The 13,334-nt window shown below is 58.3% G+C and carries 14 protein-coding genes and 4 pseudogenes; 7 read left to right on the forward strand and 11 right to left on the reverse strand.

The window, feature by feature from the left end:
• The 6 genes from PMI11_RS36790 to PMI11_RS26680 form a co-directional block, all read right to left on the reverse strand.
• Positions 1–270, reverse strand: a 270-nt coding sequence (locus PMI11_RS36790) for a helix-turn-helix domain-containing protein (RefSeq protein ID WP_244430703.1), incomplete at its 3' end; no start/stop codon positions are given.
• Positions 271–529: 259 nt separating this feature from the next.
• The gene (locus PMI11_RS26660; protein ID WP_007823520.1) at positions 530–877 is read right to left on the reverse strand and encodes an SMa0974 family conjugal transfer regulator; all 348 of its coding nucleotides are present in this window, start codon (positions 875–877) and stop codon (positions 530–532) included.
• A gap of 732 nt (positions 878–1,609) precedes the next feature.
• A complete protein-coding gene (locus tag PMI11_RS26665; RefSeq protein WP_007823522.1) occupies positions 1,610–2,056 on the reverse strand; it encodes a helix-turn-helix domain-containing protein in 447 nt (148 codons plus the stop codon).
• A gap of 302 nt (positions 2,057–2,358) precedes the next feature.
• On the reverse strand, positions 2,359–2,568 hold the full coding sequence (locus PMI11_RS26670; protein WP_007823524.1) for a hypothetical protein: 210 nt from the start codon (positions 2,566–2,568) through the stop codon (positions 2,359–2,361).
• A 13-nt stretch (positions 2,569–2,581) separates the two neighbouring features.
• Positions 2,582–3,211 (reverse strand): acyl-homoserine-lactone synthase, encoded by a 630-nt coding sequence (locus tag PMI11_RS26675; RefSeq protein WP_007823525.1) that lies wholly within the window; start codon positions 3,209–3,211, stop codon positions 2,582–2,584.
• Between the two features lie 75 nt (positions 3,212–3,286).
• Positions 3,287–4,015 (reverse strand): helix-turn-helix transcriptional regulator, encoded by a 729-nt coding sequence (locus tag PMI11_RS26680; protein ID WP_007823526.1) that lies wholly within the window; start codon positions 4,013–4,015, stop codon positions 3,287–3,289.
• Between the two features lie 566 nt (positions 4,016–4,581).
• Here PMI11_RS26680 and PMI11_RS36795 point away from each other — a divergent pair.
• Positions 4,582–4,701, forward strand: a pseudogene (locus tag PMI11_RS36795) (transposase); the annotation flags it as partial.
• Positions 4,702–4,781: 80 nt separating this feature from the next.
• On the opposite strand, the gene PMI11_RS26690 reads toward PMI11_RS36795, so the two are convergent.
• From PMI11_RS26690 to PMI11_RS36800, 3 genes and pseudogenes are all read right to left on the reverse strand, one after another.
• On the reverse strand, positions 4,782–5,222 hold the full coding sequence (locus PMI11_RS26690) for a PIN domain-containing protein (protein ID WP_037072271.1): 441 nt from the start codon (positions 5,220–5,222) through the stop codon (positions 4,782–4,784).
• A gap of 2 nt (positions 5,223–5,224) precedes the next feature.
• Complete coding sequence (locus tag PMI11_RS26695) at positions 5,225–5,476, reverse strand: type II toxin-antitoxin system Phd/YefM family antitoxin (protein ID WP_003498633.1); 252 nt, start codon at positions 5,474–5,476, stop codon at positions 5,225–5,227.
• Positions 5,477–5,551: 75 nt separating this feature from the next.
• Positions 5,552–5,704 (reverse strand): annotated as a pseudogene (locus PMI11_RS36800) (DUF3363 domain-containing protein); the annotation flags it as partial.
• Here PMI11_RS36800 and PMI11_RS38215 point away from each other — a divergent pair.
• Both PMI11_RS38215 and PMI11_RS26700 read left to right on the forward strand, forming a co-directional pair.
• Positions 5,695–6,023 (forward strand): annotated as a pseudogene (locus PMI11_RS38215) (D-amino-acid oxidase); the annotation flags it as partial. The pseudogenes PMI11_RS36800 and PMI11_RS38215 sit on opposite strands and share 10 nt — an antisense overlap.
• A gap of 175 nt (positions 6,024–6,198) precedes the next feature.
• Positions 6,199–7,215: a C45 family autoproteolytic acyltransferase/hydolase gene (locus tag PMI11_RS26700; RefSeq protein WP_037072274.1), complete on the forward strand. Its 1,017-nt coding sequence runs from the start codon at positions 6,199–6,201 to the stop codon at positions 7,213–7,215.
• On the opposite strand, the gene PMI11_RS26705 is transcribed toward PMI11_RS26700, so the two are convergent.
• A complete protein-coding gene (locus tag PMI11_RS26705) occupies positions 7,187–8,374 on the reverse strand; it encodes a hypothetical protein (protein WP_007823544.1) in 1,188 nt (395 codons plus the stop codon). The two genes, PMI11_RS26700 and PMI11_RS26705, sit on opposite strands and share 29 nt — an antisense overlap.
• 135 nt (positions 8,375–8,509) lie before the next feature.
• Here PMI11_RS26705 and alr point away from each other — a divergent pair, with 135 nt between their 5' ends.
• From alr to PMI11_RS26720, 3 genes are read left to right on the forward strand one after another with little or no spacing between them, the layout of a single operon-like run.
• Complete coding sequence (gene alr / locus PMI11_RS26710; protein WP_007823546.1) at positions 8,510–9,592, forward strand: alanine racemase; 1,083 nt, start codon at positions 8,510–8,512, stop codon at positions 9,590–9,592.
• Positions 9,589–10,449, forward strand: a complete 861-nt coding sequence (locus PMI11_RS26715; RefSeq protein ID WP_007823553.1) for a DMT family transporter — start codon at positions 9,589–9,591, stop codon at positions 10,447–10,449. The genes alr and PMI11_RS26715 overlap by 4 nt, the downstream gene beginning before the upstream one ends.
• 4 nt (positions 10,450–10,453) lie before the next feature.
• Positions 10,454–11,302 (forward strand): TIGR01459 family HAD-type hydrolase, encoded by an 849-nt coding sequence (locus PMI11_RS26720; RefSeq protein WP_007823555.1) that lies wholly within the window; start codon positions 10,454–10,456, stop codon positions 11,300–11,302.
• Between the two features lie 40 nt (positions 11,303–11,342).
• On the opposite strand, the gene PMI11_RS26725 is transcribed toward PMI11_RS26720, so the two are convergent.
• Complete coding sequence (locus PMI11_RS26725) at positions 11,343–12,134, reverse strand: IclR family transcriptional regulator (protein ID WP_007823556.1); 792 nt, start codon at positions 12,132–12,134, stop codon at positions 11,343–11,345.
• A gap of 133 nt (positions 12,135–12,267) precedes the next feature.
• Between PMI11_RS26725 and PMI11_RS26730 the strand changes: the two are divergent.
• Positions 12,268–12,970, forward strand: a pseudogene (locus tag PMI11_RS26730) (IS6 family transposase).
• Positions 12,971–13,334: the final 364 nt, after the last annotated feature.

The following is a 13,334-nucleotide window of genomic DNA, read 5'->3' on the forward strand; positions in this document are numbered from 1 at the left end:
CTGGCGTGAACTCGTGGTTGGCTGCCAATTCGATGATCGTGTCAGCCTTGACGACCCAGGGCGCAGATTTGCAGGAGGTTCTTCTCCTTCAGCGGGCTCCGTCAGAGGTTCGCAAACCCTGCATTCAAGGACACTCGCGATCTTTCCCAGAGAGTCAATCCCGAGGTTGATTTGCTTCCGTTTGATCTGAGAGATCGAAACGCGCTCTGGGGTTGCTTCCAGCGCAAGACGCTCCTGCGAGAGGCCGCGAGCGACCCTCAACTTCCGCACATTTCAAGCTAGCAGATCACGTGGCTTCATACGCACACAGACCATTGTGTTTGGAATTAAATAACTGGCTATTGGCATCATCGCTCGGAATAACCACGAAATAGGGCGCCAGCCTACGTCATGTCCTCAAGCGCGTGCGGGGTCGCCCAGAATCGGGTTTTGCAGCAAAGTCGCGACCTTGGCCGGGCGAACCGGCTCGTGTTGCGATGATAGAGTTCAAGCGTTTGCCGCAGCCTTGGCTGCCGAGCCTATGAGCATTTTATCCTGCCCCATTGCTAGACGCGTGTCTGTTTGTCGGGCGAAACAGGTCCTCGTCTGCTTGCAGCCACTTGATCACGTCGTCGGAAACGGTTGCGAAGTTCGAGAGGCTGCCCTCGATGACGGTGCGGATCCCGTGGAAAGTAGCGAGGTCCCCGGCAGAAACCCGAAAGAACAAGCCATCGTCAGTGGGCAGTATGACCACGCATCCGTCCTCAAAACTCAAAAATCTGTCGGGTCCTTCGGAGAGGATCGATCGGCAGAATTCCCCGATCTGCGTGCAGATTTTCTCGGCGACGTTTGGCGCGTGTGCGACGACGACGAGAGTCTCAGCCACATGTTTGTACATCAGAATTCCTTTCCAGCCGTCTCCGGCTCAGTCGCTTCATGATTTATGTCTTGGATAGAACTTCCCTTCATGCGGACCCCAGTTCGGGCAGTTGCGATCTCGAAAATGTGGACGCCTTTATCCGATGCGGCAGATCCCCCCAGATCGGCCCCCGACGCCAAGCCTGTTCGTGTCATGGGGCGATCAACGGACGTGTTTGGTGGCGTGCGGTGACACTTCTGGTTTCCGGCTCAGGGAGGATCCATCCGGATCGACGGCATCGACGCCTATGCGCTGCCGCAGTGGACGTTTGGTTCGAAGCTGAAACTGGGAATGGGCTTCGCCGCATCGTGCGGGCCGCTTGAGAAAGGACTGCTCAAGCGCTTGATCGGCAATTCACGTGTCGCCTGCAAGCTTCGTCTCATCTGCTCCTGATGATCGGCTGGATACGGGCTGTTTTGCCCGGGGCAGGGGCCTCGGCCTCAAAATGGTCCGTGTCGGCGCGGCGAAGCCAAGGTGCACGGCACGCGCTTCGCGCACCTGCGGAAATCCTCGACTTCTCACCGCCCGAACTTTTGCTTGCGACTGCTCAGCAGTTCCAGAGCAAGACAACGAAAGAGTTCGTGACCGCGGGACCTTGATGCAACATGTCGAAGAACTGCCGCTCGGCAATCTGCTCGACATCGTGCAGGTGTTCTTGGTGACGCGCGCGGCGGGGAAAAAGGACGGCCAAGAATGGCCGTCCCGGCCTGTTCAGTCACCGGTTTCGAAGGCAACCAGCAAGGATATGAACCGCGGTCTCATCTTTTTCGGCATAGCCATGAAGGCATCCACAAGCCTCTGGCCCTGGTCCGTTGCGACGAACTCCTCGCGCAACATGGCCTTCCTGTCCAAATCTTCGTTGCCCGCTGTCGCAGGTTCCTGCAGGCCCTCGAAAAAAAACGCCATCGGCACGTCGAGCATCTGCGCCATCTCATACAGCGCCGAACAACTCACCCGATTGGATCCGCGCTCGTATTTCTGGATCTGCTGGAAGGAAACGCCGACCGCCGCACCAAGCGCTGTTTGCGACATCCTCAGTTGCTGTCGTCGTTTCTTGATGCGTTTTCCAACCGCCATGTCTACAAGATGGTGGCGCGCCTCATCGCCTACGGCATCGTCAACGACGGACAGAGACCTCGCTAAAGCATTCTGTTGCATGCACGGCGCTCCACGCTAGCCAGTTCGTCTGGCAACTGAAACGCCGGGGAGTTGGAAAAGCTGTTTCGTCAGCAGCCCCCGTGGACTTTAGCGCGAACGCCTCTTGCATACTCCACAGGCTCCCCGACCTTTGATTGGTCGCGAAGAAGTCGCTCATAGCGCACAACAACGAAAATGGGGTTTCCACGCCCCAAGGCGATCAGATCGCCTGAGTTGTACACTATCAACCCGATTCACATTTGCAAAGAACCTTAAGACCACGTCTTAACAACTTAAGAGAGAAAGTGCTTTTGGTGCAGCCCTCACGGGTCATCCGCTCCATTGCCGCGATCCGTCTCGGAGACGATCATGCGGAGCAGGTAACGAACGAAATTCAGCTCGTCGCTCGGCGGATAACGGCGACAGATTTCTTCGACCGCCTTCAGCAGTTGTGCCGTCTCCTTGTGGACGGTCGCCATCATGAAACGGCGCGCATTGTCGGCATCCATTGCCGACTTGCCGCGACCAACCACTGGCTCGGTTCCCTCACGCCGCAGCCGGCGAGGATTTGCGGTCGCCTGCGGAGCTGCCCCTCCAGCAGAGTAGCGATTGAAAAATACGGCATTTGTCGCGGTGCAATCGCAGGAGGTCATGTGACACGCTCGCAGCCGCGAGCTGGATTGGGACGCCATTTTCTTCCCCAACCGTCTCTATCAGCCCGAACTGATAGCCTCTGCGACGCATCATCGCGACGACACGTGGATAAGTCAGGAAGACAACGCCGCCTGCGCCGAGTGCGAGGAGGCATTCCAGGACGCCGGTCATGAGCAGCTCGGAAGCGCCGATGCCGTTGATGGTCGGCGCATTGCGGACCGTCGCGCACCTGGTCCATTCGAAGGGATACCGTTCCGCTGGCAGGGTGGCCATGAGGTGCGGACAAAACTCGGCGGCGAGGTACGGCAAGGATGTCGGCAGAAGACGCGAATAGGCGACAATACGCTTCTTATGTTCGAGGATCAGATGGATTGCTGAGGGACCATCGAACTGGTCGCGCTCGCGCCGGTCGGCTCTGCGCACCGCTTCCCATCCGAGTTGCTCGACGAAGCGGGTGTGGCGAAATGACCAAACCCGGTCCATCAATGCTGGATCGTCATGCTCATGGATGATTTGCAACATAATTCTCACTCCGGCTGCATCTGCAAACAATGCAACCAGCGATAAGGGAATACTATCCGTAATTTGTCGTGGTTTTCAGTGCTGCAGGCCGCGGCGAAATGCTTCAGCGACCAACTGGGCTCTGTTTACTGCGGACAGCTTCCGCTGCAGGCTCCGAATATGGTCCTGGACCGTACGTGGCGAGCGCCCCGTGAGGCGTCCGATCTCCCGGTCGGTCTTTCCGGCTACGCACAATGTCAGGCATTCGCTTTCGGATCTGGTGATGTGTGGCGGCAAACCGGGCGGGTGCCGGATCGCTTCCAGTTCGTTCAGCCGGCCATAGGCGCTTTCTGCAACAAGCTGTAACAGCTTTGTTTCCTGCGAAGTCATTGCTTTTCGTGTGCCGGCGACAGAAAAAATTCCCCCGTAGCCCATTGCCGAGTGCAAAGGGATCGTCAGGCCGTCGACGAGGCCGAAATCACGGGCTTCCTCCATGATCCTTCTGGCTTTTGCCGGCAGGGCCCGTTGATCCAGCGCCTTTGACCAGATTACCGACTGGCCGGTTTGGCGAACCAAATTGGCGACCGGGTCGGCGTGGAAATAATCCAGTTTCAGATAGCGTTCAAACCAGGCCTTCGGCCATTGCTGCCACACGAAAAATCCATCGAGCCGCTCATGCGGCAAAGGCAGGGACGCCATCGCGACATAATCGATGCCGAGGTATGATGTGACGCGCTCGATGCCCTGGACAAGCTCGGCGCGATTTCTGATCTCGTCGCTGGTCGCAAGAAACTCGACCAAAATATCCGCGAGGAATGGATCCACTAGCTATCCTTCTCAAGATTGACCACAACACCCTTGGTGCCGTCGCGGGCCTCCGCAAAACTAGTTATGCATCATATACTTGTATTTTTTATATAAAAACTACCATAATTTGTATTTGCGCCACGCTTTCATGCAAAGAGTGAGTTTGTGGATCAAAACAGCGAAAGGAGTATGGGTTCGGGGTCTGGAGCAAATGATGTTCTGTGACCATCCCGCCGTATTCCGTCCGATTCTTGCGCCTTCCGGAAATGCATGCAGGATCACGAGTACTGCGGCAACTACGGTTACGGGCGGAATGCAGATCGCGACAAGGGCTTCGCTGGAAGCGATGTTCGCAGCCAGGCGCTGCATTAGGCATTGCCCCGCCAATGGGACGGGGGCTCATATCCCGTTCGTCTCGGTGCCAACGGTATCAAAAACGGAGATGTCGCATGCGTTGGCATAGGACGAGGTTTGAACGATCCCAGCGATCTAGCTCGTTGACCGACTACAGAACCGCTTTGCCGATTTTAATGAACGCCGGCCCGATCCTCTTCGATCGCCAGTTGCGCAGCGTGCCCCCGCTCAGCAACGAGGCCAAACTTGCAATCGTGGCAGAGAGTTATGCCGCCCCGCGTCAGGTCACGGCAACAGCACGTCACCATGGGATCACACGCTTTCAGTTGAACGCTTGGCGTAAAGCAGCTCTCGCCGCGAACAGTGTAGGCGTTAGGCCGGCGAAAAAATACTTGCAGGCTGCGGATGCCAGTCGGCAGGATACAGGCAGTCACTGAATGGTGGGCAATCGCTTCAGGGGATTGGCCAGCGACACACCGAGCGGCTCGAAATGTCGCTCATTGGCGGTCAGAACAGTGAGACCGTGCGCGGCGGCAGTGGCCGCTACGGCGATGTCCTCAAAGCCGGGATCATGAGCACGCGCCCGGTCGAGCATCAGACCGGCGTATCTCGCTTCCTCGACGCCGAACGGCAGGATCCGACCGGCGTAGAAATGTTCCACCGCCGACAGCCAAAGGCGCAGGTTCTTCGCCTTCGTCGTCGCTTCTATCCTGACGGCGCGGGCAATGCCGGCCTCAATCTCGGCGATGGTGATGGCCGAAAGATAGAGGCGGTCGCTATGCGCCCGCACCCAGGTCGCGAAAGCCTCGACGCCGACCTGACGCTTGGTCGGCGCATCGGCCGACACGATGTTTGTGTCCAGAAGATACAAGATCAGAGACCGTTTTCGCGCAATGCACGGGCGGGCTTGCGCGACCGTTCGGGAATATCTGCCGGCTCACCGGGAAAAGCCAGAAGCAGGTCAGCGAAGTCCGGCACCCTGGAGACCCGTTGCCATTCCTCGAAGGAAACCAGCACAGCTTCCTTGCGACCATGACGGGTGATAACGGTTGGTTCTCCGGCCACGGCCTGATCGACCACGGCGGAAAGCGTCGCCTTGGCGTCCTTGAGCTGGATTTCCTTCATGTCACTACTCCATATGACTACCTATAGTCATATATGATTCCGCCGGCCTGAATCAAGCAGAAGCTGGAATTTCATTTACAAGCCAAGCCCACGCTTGCGGCCAAAACTCCAGTCCACGCCGCCGTCCGGACGAGCCACCTCTGATATATGCTGGCCGATTTGTTTCTCGACGGCAGGCGTCCACGGCACGAGGCTGAAACCGAGACCATCATCGACCATCGAAGACCGCAAGCGGCGATCGTTTCGGGGCCGATGCCGTGGTGGTCGCCACCGGGCCGGCGGTGCCGAAGATGGTGGCAGATAGTGGCCAGACCATTGGCGATGGAACCCGGGTCGCCCTCTTGGTGCAGACGGAAGCCGTTCGACCATCCGCTGCGCGCCGTGCTCAATACGCCGTGCGTCGCGGTTCGTCCGGGCCCGGGGCGGGACTTTTTCGCTGGATGCCGGTTGGGCCGCAGACGAGGGCGTGACGCTGCGCCCCGACGGCAGCTATGCAATCGATGATGCGGTGGTGGAGGCGCTGATGGCCGAGGCGAGCCGGGTGATGGTGGACCAGCCATCACGGTTGAGTGAGGAAACTGTCGTTTGTCGTGGAAACTCGCCAAAGCGATGTACCGAAGTTTAGCACAGCCGGGACGGGCATCAGCTAGTGCGGCAAAAGAATCCATATTATGGATGCGTGAAGTTTCAACGATCTATGGATCAATCGCGTGCACTCCCAAATGCCATTCATCAGGCTGACCGGCTCGCCATCCGAACGAGGCCGACAACAGGGTTCACTTCTCCTGCGGTTGATTCTCGAGGGCTTTGCCAGGCTGCGCAGATCGACCACACCGGAGCAATGGCATCGCGCCAAAAGCATGGGGGCGAAATCCTTCGCGCGCCTTCGTGCCGTCGCGCCCGATCTAACGGCGGAGCTGGAGGGTCTCGCCGAGGCGACCCGCCTCGATATTCTCGACGTCTATCTCCTGTCCTGTTTTGAGTATTTCGACGAAGGCCAGACGGGTTGCACCTCCGTTGGTCTGCAGACGATCGATGGGATTTTCGTCGCGCAAAATTGGGATGCACCGGCGTGTCGCAGCGAGGAACTCGTAACGCTCGTTCACGAAGATCCAGAGCGTCCCTTCGTCACGATAGCCTCGGCAGGAACGCTTGGCTGGGTGGGCCTGAATGGCGCCGGGCTTGCCTTCGTCAACAATGATCTCATTGTCGACAAGAGCCATGAGGGGATGCCAAGCCTGGCGATCCGGCGTCTCATGCTCGCAACGGGATCGGTCGATGAGGCGCTCGAGGTCCTGAGGACGAACGATCATCTGGCCGGACGCTGTTTTGTCATTGGCGATGCGACGGGTTCTCTGTCCGCAGCGGAAGTGTCGCCGTCTGCCGGCATTGCGGATGCTGCTTGCCCGGTTATTCGGCATACCAACCATCCACTCCTGCCGGCGATTGCCGTGTGGGAGGACATCGAAGCCGCCGCGCAGTTCTACCCGTCGAGCCGCGAGCGCCTGCGAGCGGCATACCGCCTGCCGCTGGAGAGCACCCAGGATATCGAGGCGCTCCTCAGGGACAGGACGGGTGCGCCCGACGCCATATGCAAATCCGCCTCACAGCGCGAGGACACCGAAACCGTCTTTTCGGTCATCTTCGACTGCCGTCGGCGTGAGGCGATGATAGCGCTCGGTCGGCCGGACAGAGCGCCTTACCAGCGCTTCAGGCTCGACGTTCGAGCGCTGGCTTAGGCTGCGTTGCGACCTCCATGCCATGCATACGGGCATAGTTCGCAAAATGGGCGCCGAGCTCCTCGGCCCGCCCTTCACAATCCTCTGGCCCGTATGCTTCGCACTCATACCCAAGAACATCGCGCAACACTTCGGCCGATCGGCTGGTAAAGCGAACCGTGCCGTCGTCGTCGACGCTTTCAATGCCGTCGAAGCGCTGGCATTGCCTGTTGATGTCCATAGCGTCTTCGAGCGTCAATTTACCGGGGAGGTCGATGAGAAGCCCGGTCGGTGAAACCCTGACAGGATAACCGCCGACGAGCCCCAGCGGTCCCGGGGCGTGCACAACCTGACCCGAACGGTTTGCGAGTGCAAGCAACATCGCAGTCGCAGACGAGGCCGTCACCGACTGACCGGTAAGCCCTTTGAGCCGACGGAAGCGGCCTGCTACCAGCGAGAAAAGCACGTCGTGATCAATCTCCGACCTCGGCACTTCCAGCCCGTTTGCGTAGACGGTCAGATGATAAGGCGCGCCGTCGGTCCCGCCAGTGCTGGGCATTCGGTAACTGAGGTAGTGCTGGGCAAAGAACCGAACCTCGATCGACGATGGATCGAGCGAAAGCATGTGAGCGGCTGCGAGCCGGATCCCGGGGACCGCGTTGGCGATATTTCCGATTCCGACTGCGGGCGCCAGTCCTTCGGCCGCAAGCGTTGCGTTGACAACATCAGGATAGGACGCGTTGACGACGGTTGCTCGGCTGTTTGCCATTCGGACAGATTTCATGAGGCGGCGAATGAGGACTTGGTGCATCGGCGTCCAGATGCCGCCTCGGGCCTCATCAAGCTTCTTGAAGGCGTCCGCCGGCAACTTGGTGATGACCCACCAGCTGTGCAAGGTCGTCGCGTTGAAGATGATGTCCGGCTTCAGCCGGTCGATTGCCGCCGCTGTCCTGTCGATGTCCATAAGGTCGATCTCTTCAATCTCTACCGGCTTGGACCGTCCGAGATTCATTGCGGTATATCGAGCCAGATTGACGCGGTGCAGCGCCTTCTCCGGGTTTCTGACGCCAACGACGAGCCCAAGCGGTGCGTCGCTTTGCAGCAGAAAATCAAGAACGTCGCCGCCGAGAACGCCTTGACCGAGGATCAGCATCTTCGGGGGTTCGGCATGTCTTGTCATGGTCACTCCTCCTTTTGCATCCTAAGGATTAGTTGTGATTAAATCACATCAATAGATTGCATAATGGATTGGCTTATTGTAAATTGCAACTCAAAATTAATACTGCCTAAAATACGACTAAGGATAGTTTCTCACGTGCACGCTGACAGCCCGGAAGTGATCATCGATCTGGATGCGATCCAGCGAAACTTTGCGATTGCGACCTCGATAGCCGGCCCCGATGTGGACGTGGCTGCAGTGGTCAAAAGCGATGGCTACGGCCTTGGTCTTAGCAGGCTCATCGAACCTTTGGCCGCTGCCGGATGTCGAACCTTCTTCGTGGCTGATCTCTCTGAGGCCCACTGTGTACGGGAGCGCTCAAAGGGTGGGACCGTCTTCGTATTGGCCGGAATGAAGCGCGACCACGCCGAGCACTGTCGCAAGAACCGGTTTGTTCCTGTCTGCAACACGCTGGGGGAAGTAGTCGCCGCAGTGGACGGAGGCTGTGACTACGCACTTAATCTGGAAACCGGATTTTCGCGCTTCGGACTAGGACTTTCCGACGTGCGAAGCCTCATCCACCGGTCTCTTCCTCCACCTCTATTGGTCATGAGCCATCTGGCATGCGCCGATGAGCCGGCCAACACGCTCAACGAGTTGCAGAAAAACAGGTTCGTCTGCCTTTCCGAACTGCTTGGCCCGACGCGGCGTAGTCTCGCAGCATCGGCAGGATTGTTCCTCGGCCCGGCTTACCTTTTCGACCTCGTGCGTCTTGGATCGGCCCTTTACGGCCTGAACACCACAGATCTTGTCCCCAATCCGTTTATGAATGTCCTTAAGCTACGGGCCTGTGTCGTCGATGTCAGGCACGTTCACGCGGGCGCTTCTGTGGGCTACAGAAGCACCTTTCGCGCGAGCCGACCAACACGTCTCGGTATCCTCTCCATCGGCTACGCGCATGGCCTGGCCTGGTCGCTTTCAAATAGATTGAACGTACAGATCGGATCCCACGTTGCGCCGCTCGTGGGTCGAGTTGCCATGGAATATGTCGCGATCGACCTGACGGACGTACCGGATCAGTTTTGCCAGCCGGGACAATGGGTCGAGCTGATCACGAAAGATAGGTCTGCCGATGCGATGGCACGTGCTGGCGCTACTGTTGCGCAGGAAGTGATGCTGCGGGTCGGCGCAGCCTGCCGCCGTTCTTACGTGGCCATAGAACAGGGGATGGATGCATGAGGCTCGAACTGCCGCCAAGGCTGTCCATCCTGCTCGCCGCCGGCCTGTTTAGCACAGCTGGCTTCTTCATAGGCTTTCTCGATATGAATATTTGGGCGATCCTGTTCTGGCGCAGCTTGTTTGCACTGGGCTTCACCTCAATCTTCATCGCGATGCAGCCCATGTCGCTCGCGCTTCTGCGCTTCGATTGCGCGGGTCTGCTTGCGGCGGTTCTCTCGGCTGCAGCAACGCTCGCCTTCATCCCGTCGCTGCGACTGACATCAGTTGCAAACGTTGCTGTTATTCACGGCGCTCTGCCTCTGATCACGGTCGTCCTGTCCGGATTGATCCTTGCGGAACGGGTGGACCGCCGGACGATCAGCCTTTGCTTATTGGTAGCCTTCGGCGCGATCATCATCTTCGCGGGCTCGGCATCGTCGGGTATACGACTGGCCGGCGACGGACTGGCTTTGACGATGACGATCTTCATGGCCCTGATGACGATCGCCTTCAAGCGCTCACACGTCCTTTCGGTCCTTCCGATGGTGGGGCTTTCGAACGCAATTGTCATGCTTGCGGGCGCGGCTATGGCACCGAGCCTTGCTCTTGATGCCAAACAGGCATTTGTCATTGCGTGCTTTGCTCTCTTCCAAATCTCGTTCGGTCTGATCCTCTACGCCAAAGGTGCACGTCGGCTCCCGCCACCCGAGACGGCCTTGCTGTCGCTCTGCGAGGTCCCCTTGTCAGCGCTGTGGGTCTGGCTCGCCTTTGATCGACGACCTGCCCTCCAGACGATCGTCGGAGGGGGCATCATCCTCATGGCTGTGATTGTCCATCTGACGGTGCCAAAAGACCGAACGGTGCGAACGGAGGAATGAGATTGTGGCCGACCCCATACTGGAAATGACCCCACTAGCGGATCTTGTCGGAGCCTACAGAGGCGTAATCCTTGATGTTTTCGGGGTTATCCATGACGGGGTCTCTGCCTTTCCAGACGCATGCGCAACCCTTGGTCGAATCCGAAAGGAAGGCATCCGGATCTGCCTTCTGTCCAATTCGCCACGACGATCCGATGAGGTTGTTCAGCGCCTGGAGACGATGGGGATAGGGCGCGATCTGTATCACGGGCTGATCACATCAGGCGAGCTGGTTTATGAGGCGCTCACCGAATCTCCCGAACTTCCAGCAGGATCTACCTATTTTCACCTCGGACCGGTGGAGTTGGCCGAACTCTTGTCGGGGCTGCCAATGAATGCATCGATGAGTATAGAGGCGGCGGACTTCATACTCGCGACCGGATGGTCCGAAGAGGGCGCGATGACAGGCAAACTTCTTCATGCCGGTATTGCCCACAAGCTGCCGATGATCTGTGCCAATCCGGACTTCGAGATTCTCATCGGAGACAAGAAGGTGATCTGCGCGGGTGCGCTCGCGCGCGACTATGAAATGCTTGGAGGGCGCGTTATCTCCTATGGAAAGCCCTACCTGGCGGCTTATTCAAAGACGTTGGAGGTTCTTTGCCTATCTGAGGGGCAGGTTCTGGCGATTGGAGATAGCGTCGCGACCGATATTGTCGGAGGCAAGCGAGCTGGTCTCGACACTGCACTCGTGCTGACCGGCGTCCACAAGAACTGCCTGACCCGTGACGGTAAGATGGACCGCTTGATGCTCCGGGATCTTTTCCGGCAGTACGACGTCGAGCCCGATTTCATCCTTTCATCGCTTGGCTAGGTTTACGGTCGTGGCACTGACCTAGGAGAAGATATGGCGCTCAAACGCTGCTCTCAAGCGGATTGAGCTGAGCTTCGATGCCCTGAACCTCACGTGAGAGCAGGCTAACAAGCTCGGGAATACGCTCTCTTGTCAGCCGCGCGCTCGTCAGGTTGATAGCAATCGATGCGACGGCGTCTCGGCCGGGCGGCAGGATCGGCACGGCGATCGCGGAAATCCCGGCGACAAGCTCGCCGTCATCAAGGGCAAATCCGGTCTCACGGATTTTCTTGATGTCGTCCTTGACCTTCCGAACGGTCAAGCCGGCATATTTTTTGAAGAGCGGTTCGTTGGTCGCAAGGACAATATCGATCTCTGTCTCGGGCAGGAAGGAGAGGATTGCCTGGCTCGCGGGGCCGACGCCCATCGGGATCTGGCCACCGACATGGCCAGTCAGACTATCGATCATATAGGTGCCCTGCTGACGGTCGACACAGACTGCGTTGAAACCGGAACGGGCCATCAGGAAGATCGGATCGCCGGTTGCTGCGGCAAGGCGCATCAGAGCAGGCCGGGCGAGCTGGCGCAGGCCGGTTCCATCGGCGGCCGTCGCGCCCATCGCAAATAACGCAAGACCAAGCCGATAGCGTTTTGTTCGCCGTTCGCGGTCAACGAGCCCGTGGCGTTCGAGCGCTGTGACGATGCGATGGACGGTCGGCTGCTTTAGCCTCATCAGCTCTTCGATCGATGTCATGGTCAGTCCAGTCTGTCCACTCTCGCCCAGGAGCTTGAGGATCGCCACCGCCCTATCGAGCAGTTGCGTGCCGGTCGCCGTGACATCTTCCTTCGCCATGTCGGTCCTCATTTCACATTCCGTGAGATTCCTTATACGACACGGTGCTGTTGTAAACGCTTGTGAGGACATCGCCAGGCGCGGGCGTTGTCACGTTCTTGGTGGCTTAACGGCTGATGGCTAATTGAGCGCGATGAACACGCCGTCCATCAGCTACAAGAACCATCGCTTTCCGCCGCAGATCATCGCCCATGCGGTCTGGCTGTATTTCCGGTTTCCATTGAGCCTGCGGCTGGTGGAGGAAATGCTTCTGGAGCGTGGCATCGTCGTGTCTTATGAAACGATCCGGCGCTGGGGCTGCAAATTTGGCCCAGCATATGTGAAACGGTTGCGCAGAAAGAAGCCTTCCCGAAAGGATACCTGGCATCTGGACGAAGTGGTGATCTCCATCGGCGGTCGAAAGCACTGGCTTTGGCGCGCCGTCGACCAGGACGGCTACGTTCTCGACGAAATCGTACAGACCCGTCGCGACACCAAGGCTGCCAAGCGATTGCTGGTCAGGCTGTTGAAGAAGCAAGGCCTCACGCCGAAGCGGATCATCACCGACAAACTGCGTTCATATGGAGCGGCAAAGCGGGATGTAATGCCTATGGTCGAACACCGATCGCATAAGGGCCTGAACAACCGCGCGGAAAATTCACACCTGCCACTACGAAAACGAGAGCGGGTGATGCGATGCTTCCGATCCGCTGGCGGCTTGCAGCGATTTATCTCGGTGTTCTCAGCGGTCAGAAATCATTTCGTCCCGCCGAACCACAAGAATTCCGCCCTCACCACCCATATTCACCGGATGCGCAATGGCCCAGTGGAAGGCCGTAACCGGCACAGCTGCCTGACTTCAACGGCAAGCCCTTCGGCCGGCTTTAGCCGAACAAGGTGACATCACCCGTCCGTATTTCTTCATGGGACAGCTATTGCTGGCGCCCTGTCGCGCCAGTAATTCGTCTCAGACTGCCATGTTCGAAGCTGCCGACATCACCTCCCACGGGGCGGGACCGTCGACCACCGTCACCATTTCAGATTTCGCAATAAAATCGAAACTATTGGCGCAATTGTGAGCGCCCCACGCTTGCGGCACTATCAGCCCGTCAGACGAACTCAGTGTCGCCTGATGCCTCAACGAAGAAGCCGCAGGCAGCCGAAAATGACCCAGACCTTTTCTTCCATGACACGCAGGAGCGCACTTCTTTCCGCCGGTGC

The organism is Rhizobium sp. CF142 (assembly GCF_000281145.1).
Classification (GTDB): Bacteria; Pseudomonadota; Alphaproteobacteria; order Rhizobiales; family Rhizobiaceae; genus Rhizobium.

Excerpts from the sequence above, each read along its gene's own strand:
- PMI11_RS26700 (WP_037072274.1), top strand. The coding sequence starts at position 6,199 with ATGCCATTCATCAGGCTGACCGGCTCGCCATCCGAACGAGGCCGACAA.
- PMI11_RS26695 (WP_003498633.1), bottom strand. The coding sequence starts at position 5,476 with ATGAAGGAAATCCAGCTCAAGGACGCCAAGGCGACGCTTTCCGCCGTG.
- PMI11_RS26715 (WP_007823553.1), top strand. The coding sequence starts at position 9,589 with ATGAGGCTCGAACTGCCGCCAAGGCTGTCCATCCTGCTCGCCGCCGGC.
- PMI11_RS26660 (WP_007823520.1), bottom strand. The coding sequence starts at position 877 with ATGTACAAACATGTGGCTGAGACTCTCGTCGTCGTCGCACACGCGCCA.
- PMI11_RS26725 (WP_007823556.1), bottom strand. The coding sequence starts at position 12,134 with ATGGCGAAGGAAGATGTCACGGCGACCGGCACGCAACTGCTCGATAGG.
- PMI11_RS26705 (WP_007823544.1), bottom strand. The coding sequence starts at position 8,374 with ATGACAAGACATGCCGAACCCCCGAAGATGCTGATCCTCGGTCAAGGC.
- PMI11_RS26665 (WP_007823522.1), bottom strand. The coding sequence starts at position 2,056 with ATGCAACAGAATGCTTTAGCGAGGTCTCTGTCCGTCGTTGACGATGCC.
- PMI11_RS26675 (WP_007823525.1), bottom strand. The coding sequence starts at position 3,211 with ATGTTGCAAATCATCCATGAGCATGACGATCCAGCATTGATGGACCGG.